We start from the raw sequence: 4823 nt of genomic DNA, 5'->3' as shown, positions 1-4823 counted from the left end.
CATCCTTTCCAGGCGTCTGACCACCACGGCGCGGCACTGGCTGTGGCCGGCGTTGCGCTGGGGCACCGCGTTGCTGCTGGCGCTGGTGCTGGTGCTGGACCTGGCCTTCCCGCCGCCCCTGCCGAAAGCGCGCGACACCAGCACGCTGGTGGTGGCCCGCGACGGCACGCCGCTGCGCGCGTTCGCCGATGCCGACGGCGTCTGGCGCTATCCGGCCTCGGCCGACAGCGTCTCGCCGTTGTATCTGCAGGCCCTGCTCAACTATGAGGACCGCTGGTTCTGGCGCCACCCGGGCATCAACCCGTGGGGGCTGCTGCGCGCCGGCAAGCAGTGGCTGCTGCAGGGGCGGATCGTGTCCGGTGGCTCCACGCTGACCATGCAGGTCGCGCGCATCCTCGATCCGCATTCGCGCACGCCGTGGGGCAAGGCCAAGCAGATGCTGCGCGCGGTGCAGCTGGAAGTGCACCTGAGCAAGGCGCAGATCCTGGCGCTGTACCTGGAACGGGCACCCTACGGGGGCACCATCGAAGGGGTCGAGGCCGCCAGCTGGGCCTATCTGGGCAAGCCGGCGGCGCGGTTGTCGCAGGCCGAGGCGGCGTTGTTGGCGGTGCTGCCGCAGGCGCCCAGCCGGTTGCGCCCGGACCGGCACCCCGAGGCCGCGCGACGCGCCCGCGACAAGGTGCTGGAGCGCATGGTCGCGCTGGGCGTGTGGAGCCGCGAGGAGGTGGACGATGCGCGCATCGAGCCGGTGGTCACCCGCGCGCTGCAGCCGCCGCTGCACGCCGCCTTGCTGGCGCAGCGGCTGCGCTCGGCACAGCCGCGTGCGGCGCGCATCGAAAGCACGCTGGACATCGGGCTGCAGCGCACGCTGGAAGAGCGCGTGTCCTCGTACTTCTCGCAGTTGCCCGAACGCACGTCCGCCGCGTTGCTGGTGATCGACAACCGCACGCTGGAGGCACGCGCGTACGTGGGGTCGGTGGCCTTCGGCGACAAGCAGCGGCTGGGCCACGTGGACATGGTGCAGGCCTGGCGCTCGCCGGGCTCCACGCTCAAACCCTTCCTGTATGGCATGGCGCTGGATGACGGGCTGATCCATTCGGAAAGCCTGATGGTGGACGCCCCGCAGGCGTTCGGCGGTTACCGCCCCGGCAACTTCGATTCGGCCTTCAACGGGCCGGTGAGTTCGGCCACGGCGCTGCGGCTGTCGCTCAATGTTCCGGCGGTGGATCTGCTCGACCGGGTCGGCTCGGCAAGGTTTGCCGCGCGGCTGTCGCACGCCGGCATCAACCTGCGCTTCCCGCATGGCAGCGCGCCGAACCTGTCGCTGATCCTGGGCGGCACCGGCGCGCGGCTGGAGGATCTGGTCGGCGCGTTCGCCGCGTTCAACCGCCACGGCATCGCCGGACGGGTGCGCTATACCGCCGACGATCCAGTGATCGAACGCCGCCTGATGTCGCCCGGTGCGGCGTGGATCACCCGCGAGGTGCTCGAGTCCAATCCGCGCCCGGGGTATGGCAGCGGCACCTTCGATGTCACCGGGCGCCCACGGGTGGCCTGGAAGACCGGCACCAGTTACGGTTACCGCGACGCGTGGGCCATCGGCAGCACCCGTCACTACACCGTGGGGGTGTGGGTGGGGCGGCCGGATGGCACGCCGCTGCCGGGCCAGTACGGCGCGGTCACCGCGTTGCCGCTGATGTTTGAAGTGGTGGACAGCCTGCCGCGCCAGGCCGGGGACGCGAGTGGCGCCCCGATGCCACCGAACGTGACCCGTGAAGCGATCTGCTGGCCGACCGGTGAACTCGCCGAACGCACCGAAGACGCGTTGTGCCAGCGTCGCCTGGATGCCTTCGTGCTTGATGGGGTGGTGCCACCGACCTTCGCCGAACGCGACGCGCGCCTGTGGCAGCCGGGGCGCCAGCGCTTCAGTGTGGATGCGCGCAGCGGGCTGCGGGTGTCCCCGGACTGCCGGCTGCCGCACGAGACCGAAACGCGCGAGATCGCCCGCTGGCCGGCGTTGCTGTCGCCGTGGCTGCCGTTGGCGCAACGGCGCGCGGCGCAGCTGCCGGCGCTGTCGCCGGACTGCAGCGAGGATGGCCGTGAGAGTGGCGGCAGCCTGCATATCGAAGGCCTCAACGACCGCGCCACGCTGGCGCGCGCGCCAAACGCCGAACACGGCGTGCGCCTCCAGCTGCGTGCGCTGGGCAATGACAACAGCGTGGACTGGCTGCTCGATGGGCGCTGGATCGCACGCACCGAGGGCGCGCGCCTGTTCCAGCGCGATTTCGACGAAGTGGGCGAGCATACCCTCACCGCGCTGGCGTCCGATGGTGCCTGGACGCAGGTGCGCTTCCGGATACTGCGGTGATGCGCGTGCTGCTGGACGCGGGGCGGTCGTGCCGGCCGGTGGCCGGCCCGTCGCACTGCGGAGCCGGCTCGCGATCTGGGTGGGCTGCGAGCCGGCCAGCGGCCGGCACTACCGTTCCTCGATGGCCGGGGTTGTACAGGCGGTGTTATTCCCCGATCCAGCCATCCAGCAGGTCGGCGAACTCGTCGGCGTGTTCTTCTTCCTGGGCAAGAATTTCTTCAAGGATGCGCTTGGTGGTGGTGTCCTTGTCGCCGACGAAATTGATCATTTCGCGATAGCTGTCGATGGCGATGCGCTCGGCGATCAGGTTCTCGCGGACCATGTCGCGCAGGTTCTTGCCTTCCTTGTACTCGGCGTGCGAACGCCTGGTCAGCGTGTCCGGGTTGAGGTCGGGCTCGCCGCCCAGTTGCACGATGCGTTCGGCCAGCTTGCCGGCGTGCGCCTGTTCCTGCTGGGCGTGTTCGAGGAACTCGGCCTTGATCGAATCGGCGAGCATGCCCTTGGCCGTGAAGTAATGGCGGTAGTAGCGCAGCACGCATACGTACTCGGTGGCGAGCGCGTCGTTGAGCAGCTTGATCACCGCCTTGCGGTCGGCGCTGTAGCTGTCGGTGATGGCGCCGTCTTCGATGTCCTTGCGTGCCTTGGCGCGCAGCGTGGCGGTATCGCTGATGCCCGGCGGGCGCGAGGGATCGGCGCGTTGGGCGGCGGCGGGGGTGGGTTTCTGCTTGGCTGGCTTTGACATGGCTGGCCGGTTTCCTTTGTTGCGTGGATTCAGCTGGGCAGATGCGCCAGCACGTGAGTTGCCGAGGACACCTCGAACTGGCCGGGTTCCTCGACGAAGGTCTGGCGCACGACGCCGTCCTCGACATACAGCGCGAAGCGACGCGAGCGCAGGCCCATCCCGGAGCTGCTGGCATCCATCTCCAGGCCGAGCGCGCGGGTGAATTCGCCATTGCCGTCGGACAGCATCTGCAGGCCATCGGGCACGTGTTGGCTCTCGGCCCACGCCTTCATCACGAATGGATCGTTGACCGCCATGCAGAACACGTCGATACCACGATGGCGGAAATCGGCGAAGTGCTCGACGTAGCCGGGCAGATGCCGGGCCGAACAGGTGGGGGTGAACGCGCCGGGTACCCCGAACAGCACCGCGCGGCGGCCGTCGAACAGGGCATGGGTATCGAGGGTCTCCATGCCCTCGCGGATACGCTTGAGGGTGACTTCGGGAATGCGATCGCCTGCGTGGATGGTCATGCGGACTCCTTGGACGCGTCCAGCGTAGTGAGCGGGGTGGGATGGCGGCGTCAAAACGTTGAAAACCGCCGTTGCAGACCCATTTCAACGGCAGCGCGGTGGCGCAGGGGCCAGCATGGGCGCCCTGGGGCGTGGCCGCATTGCGCAGGATCATGCCGGGGCGTCACGGCACGGCCGGCGCCAGCCGCTAGAATTGTCGGGACGGTGTCCGCCGGCGCGGACGACCGAACTTATTCGAGGTGTATCGATGGAATTCAAGGATTACTACGCCACGCTCGGGGTGGAACCGAGTGCGGGCGATGCGGAAATCAAGACCGCCTACCGCCGGTTGGCGCGCAAGTACCATCCCGACGTCAGCAAGGAGGCCGGCGCGGAAGACAAGTTCAAGGCCGTCAACGAGGCCTATGAAGCGCTGCGCGACCCGCAGAAGCGCGCCGCCTACGATCAGCTCAAGGCGCAGGGCTACCGGCCCGGCGAGGAGTTCCATGCGCCGCCGAACTACGGTGGTGGCCAGGGCTTCGACTATGAGGAAGTGTTCGGCGGCGGTGCCGGCGGCGGTGGCTTCAGCGATTTCTTCGAAAGCCTGTTCGCGCGTCAGCGCGGCGGCGGTGGCGGCCGCGCCAGCGGCTTCGGCGGTGCCAGCCAGGGCCCGCAGCCCACGCGTGACACCCGCGCCAAGCTGTCCGTGCCGCTGGAAGCGGCCCACCAGGGCGACAGCCTGCGCATCAACGTCAACGGCAGGCAGCTGGATGTGCGCGTGCCCAAGGGCATCCGTCCGGGCCAGGTGATTCGCCTGGCCGGGCAGGGCACCGGCGGCGGCAACCTGCTGCTGGAAGTGGAGTACGCCGAGCACCCGCAGTTCGAGGTGGACGGCCGCAACATCCTGTACACCCTGCAGGTGACGCCGTGGCAGGCCGCGCTGGGCACCAGCATCAGCGTGCCCACGCTGGGCGGCTCGGTGGAATTGAAGGTGCCGGCCGAGTCCGATGCCGGGCGCAAGTTGCGCCTGCGGGGGCGCGGCCTGCCGGGCAATCCGGACGGCGATCAGATCGTCGAGCTGGAGATCGTGGCTCCGGCCCCGACCGAAGAGGCACAGAAGAAGGCCTACAAGGCGTTGGCCAAGGCGTTTGGCGAGAAGGCCTGATTGAAGGGTGTACCGACCAACGGTCGGTACCTACCGCGGTTGTGCACTGGCCAGCGG

The 4823-nt window shown here is 69.0% G+C and carries 4 protein-coding genes; 2 read left to right on the top strand and 2 right to left on the bottom strand.

Features of this window, described 5'->3' with window-relative positions; all coding sequences use genetic code 11:
* Position 1: 1 nt before the first annotated feature.
* Positions 2-2368, top strand: coding sequence for a penicillin-binding protein 1C (gene pbpC / locus ACXJKH_RS14905; RefSeq protein WP_457320409.1), 2367 nt, complete (start codon positions 2-4; stop codon positions 2366-2368).
* A gap of 145 nt (positions 2369-2513) precedes the next feature.
* On the opposite strand, the gene ACXJKH_RS14900 is transcribed toward pbpC, so the two are convergent.
* Together ACXJKH_RS14900 and ACXJKH_RS14895 are read right to left on the bottom strand one after the other, a co-directional pair.
* Complete coding sequence (locus ACXJKH_RS14900) at positions 2514-3110, bottom strand: ferritin-like domain-containing protein (protein WP_457320407.1); 597 nt, start codon at positions 3108-3110, stop codon at positions 2514-2516.
* A 29-nt stretch (positions 3111-3139) separates the two neighbouring features.
* Entirely contained in the window at positions 3140-3622 is a 483-nt protein-coding gene (locus tag ACXJKH_RS14895; RefSeq protein ID WP_457320405.1) for a redoxin family protein, read from the bottom strand.
* A 247-nt stretch (positions 3623-3869) separates the two neighbouring features.
* Here ACXJKH_RS14895 and ACXJKH_RS14890 point away from each other — a divergent pair, with 247 nt between their 5' ends.
* On the top strand, positions 3870-4766 hold the full coding sequence (locus ACXJKH_RS14890) for a DnaJ C-terminal domain-containing protein (protein ID WP_457320403.1): 897 nt from the start codon (positions 3870-3872) through the stop codon (positions 4764-4766).
* Positions 4767-4823: the final 57 nt, after the last annotated feature.

It is taken from the genome of Stenotrophomonas sp. P5_B8, assembly GCF_054049855.1.
This window is presented reverse-complemented; position numbering and strand designations above follow the sequence as displayed.